Source organism: Pedobacter sp. (assembly GCF_041662865.1).
In the GTDB taxonomy this organism is placed as follows: Bacteria; Bacteroidota; Bacteroidia; order Sphingobacteriales; family Sphingobacteriaceae; genus Pedobacter.
Genome location: NZ_JBAZRL010000109.1, coordinates 1 through 3,042 on the forward strand (window position 1 = coordinate 1; position 3,042 = coordinate 3,042).

3 protein-coding genes are annotated in these 3,042 nt (G+C 36.6%); all 3 read right to left on the reverse strand.

Going from position 1 to position 3,042, the window contains the following annotated elements; translation table 11 throughout:
* Positions 1-359 precede the first annotated feature (359 nt).
* A complete protein-coding gene (locus tag WC622_RS16715; RefSeq protein ID WP_372820828.1) occupies positions 360-1,508 on the reverse strand; it encodes a M28 family metallopeptidase in 1,149 nt (382 codons plus the stop codon).
* Positions 1,509-1,611: 103 nt separating this feature from the next.
* On the reverse strand, positions 1,612-2,532 hold the full coding sequence (locus WC622_RS16720; protein WP_372820829.1) for a DUF6607 family protein: 921 nt from the start codon (positions 2,530-2,532) through the stop codon (positions 1,612-1,614).
* A 121-nt stretch (positions 2,533-2,653) separates the two neighbouring features.
* Positions 2,654-3,042 (reverse strand): PepSY-associated TM helix domain-containing protein (locus WC622_RS16725; RefSeq protein WP_372820830.1); only part of this gene is annotated, 389 nt, incomplete at its 5' end.

The window sequence follows — 3,042 nt, forward strand, 5'->3', positions numbered from 1 at the left end:
AATTCTATTTTTTAAGATAATGTTTTTTATTGTGAGAGGGGTAAAGAGCAACGACATAGTTTGTGATTTTTTGTCAAATTAACATTATCTAAGCTAATTTGTTCAAGAAAATAATAAACTAAACAAAATAATGACAGGGGACTATTTGGTTCCTGGTCAGCTACCATTCTTCTTATTGCCGGATTATTCATTAACAGGGACTTCACAGGGAGGTAACAGGGATTTAACAGGGACTTTATAGGGACAAATCCGAGTAAACTCCCTGTTAAATCCCTGTTAACTTCAGTTTAAATTGTGGTTAATAGATAAGCAAAGGATAACCAGGCCTAAATCAGTCCCTATACTCAGGCTGGAAACGGTTATTTTTGCATGAGCGCTGTATGGAAGCCAGTGATGAGCTTAAACAGATTTCCGTAAACTGTGAATGGCAAGGTTTCGGCTCTGTCATAGATGTCGTGATAAGCACTGATACCGCCTTGAGTATATAGAAAAAAAGCAGGAACACCTTTTTCCGTAAAAAAGTAATGGTCGCTATTGGCCGCCTTACCTCTGGAGTTAATCTTAGGCAAGAGATTTGATTGCTTGTTTATTTTATTTAATAGTTCAAACTCTCTCGAGTGCAATGTGGCATTTACCACCGTTGCTCCAGTTTCACCCGTACCCACGAGATCTAAATTGACCATAAACCTAATTTTCGATAGGTCAATTACAGGATTTTCGGTAAAATATTTGGATCCAATTAGTCCTGCTTCCTCGGCCGCGAAGCAGATAAAAGCAATAGTATAAGATTGAGGGTTTTGTGCATAAAACTTGGCCAAACTTAGCAAAAGAGCAACGCCACTTGCATTGTCATTAGCTCCAGGAAAATAGGTTTTGCTTCCCATACCTCCAAGATGATCGTAGTGTGCGGTAATTAAAAGTATCGAATCTGGGTGTTTGGTACCTTTAACCATTGCACATACGTTGGAGGCCTGAAACTGAGAAATAAATTTGTTTTCAATTGCTACATCAAAGCGTCTAAGTGTATCAGCTATAACTCCTTTTTTAAGTAATAGTTCAGTAAAATCGTTCTCTTTTGTCGCTACCGACCAAGTTAGTTTTTGTTGAAGTGTGATAATTAATTTTTGGGCTTGGGAGATAAAATGAATGCTATCTGTTTGAACTAAATTGCCCTTGCTTATTAGCCCTTTGCTCGCTTGATTAATAATGAAATCTTTGCCTGGTGAAAGCTTCTGGCCATTTATTTTGACCATCATTTTTCCAGGAAATGAGTTTACAGGAAAAGTAAAATTTTGTTTGTAGCCTGATGCACTTATTGGATTTAATCCTATAGTCTTAAATTCTTTCGCTAAGAAATCGGCTGCCTTTGCCATACCATTTCTAGTATAACCTCTTCCCCAAAAATTAGGCGAAGTTAATTTTGCTAGCATTTGGCGTGTGTAAGCTAGATCTTGCGCAAAACTAAAGTTACTAGATAGTAAGAGTAGTAAAATGATGGCTTTTTTCATACAGTCGCAATATAGCAACAAGGCAATAAAAAAGCCGCAGCTACAAAAATAAATTGCGACTGCGGCGTATGTATCGGCTAATATATCAGAGTGTCGGCTTGAATTAGCCTTTAGAAAGGTAAGCTAAAATAATTTTTTTAACTCCTTCTTTATTTTTAGCAGAATCCCATTTCTCCTTAACAGATTGGTTTCCTAGTGCAAAAAATTGTTCATATAATAACTTGTTGTCAACTTTCGGCGTAAGTTTGATTACATTGTTTTCTGCAAAAACAACATCCCATGTTTCGCGAGCATCTTTCCAGAATTTTTCTTGCTCTTTCCACCAAGTTTGCGCGTATCCGAATGATTTTGGATCAGTTTTAACAAATTCTTCCAATCCTTTTTCCATTGCTAATAATTTATCTCCACTTTCTGAACGGATAATTTTTTTATTGTCCTGTTCGAACATCCAACCAGTTTTGGTTAAATAAAGTGTGTTGCCGCGGTTAAGCACATTGTAATCGCTACGCTCGGAATACTCACGACGAGGTAATGGTGAATCTGAATTACTTTGCCATTGGTGTTTTCCATCTACGTGTACCCAAGTGCCAATAGCTTGGTAACGTGGACTATCATCCACTTGATAAACTTTTTGGGTCCATTTTCCTTTTACATCGTTTGCTGTTAGGTTAACTTTTTTCCAAGTATCGTTCTTATCATAAGCTAAAATTTGCGTGTCTTCATAAGTCCAGTCTTCTCTCCAATGTTTAATGATCATACTGTCGCCTCTCATTACCAATAAATGTTGGATGACAATTTTTTTAGGAGAATCTTCTAGAATTAATGCCCATTCTTTAGCTGATGAACGATGTTTCTCATGAAATTTATAATCGTCGTCTGGCGAAAAGGTTTCAGTATAATTGAAAGTCACTTTGTAAAATCCAGCTAAAGCTTTAATTGCTTCACGATCTTGATCAAACTTAGTTTGTGCATTCACATGTAATGCGATCATGAATAAGGCGAGTAGTAAATTTATTTTCTTCATTCGTATATAATTATAAGTCTATTAATTGGCAGCCAATTAGCTACTACTTGTATTTGGATTAATTCTAAACAACGCAAATTAACATGGAATTTCTCTGCTTTCCAAATTATTTTGAATAATTCTAAATAAGCTTTGGTTTGGTCTGTTTTTTTCTTCTACCCCACCAAATAATAACACCTGTTACTGGCATGCTGGCGGCTACTAAGCTGGCAATGAAAGCTAATATCTTTCCAGGGATTCCGGCTATGGCGCCAATATGGATGTCATAGTTCATCCTTAAAATTTTATCAGCTGTGCTGGCATTTGATAGTCTTCCAAACATGTGTTTTACTTCAATTTCTTTCAAGGTATGTTGATCGAAGTATCGATAATCTGCTTTCCAATAAGTAGAAGGGTCGGGATTTCTAGCAATTTCTACGGCACCCTTTTCGTTTTCAGGAATGTGTACGTCATAGCTTCCCTTAAATGTAGGGTCCGCTTTTACGAATTGCGACCATAAAATATCTGCAG

Bases quoted from the DNA above. Each gene is read 5' to 3' on its own strand.
- WC622_RS16720 (WP_372820829.1), bottom strand. From the start codon at position 2,532: ATGAAGAAAATAAATTTACTACTCGCCTTATTCATGATCGCATTACAT.
- WC622_RS16715 (WP_372820828.1), bottom strand. From the start codon at position 1,508: ATGAAAAAAGCCATCATTTTACTACTCTTACTATCTAGTAACTTTAGT.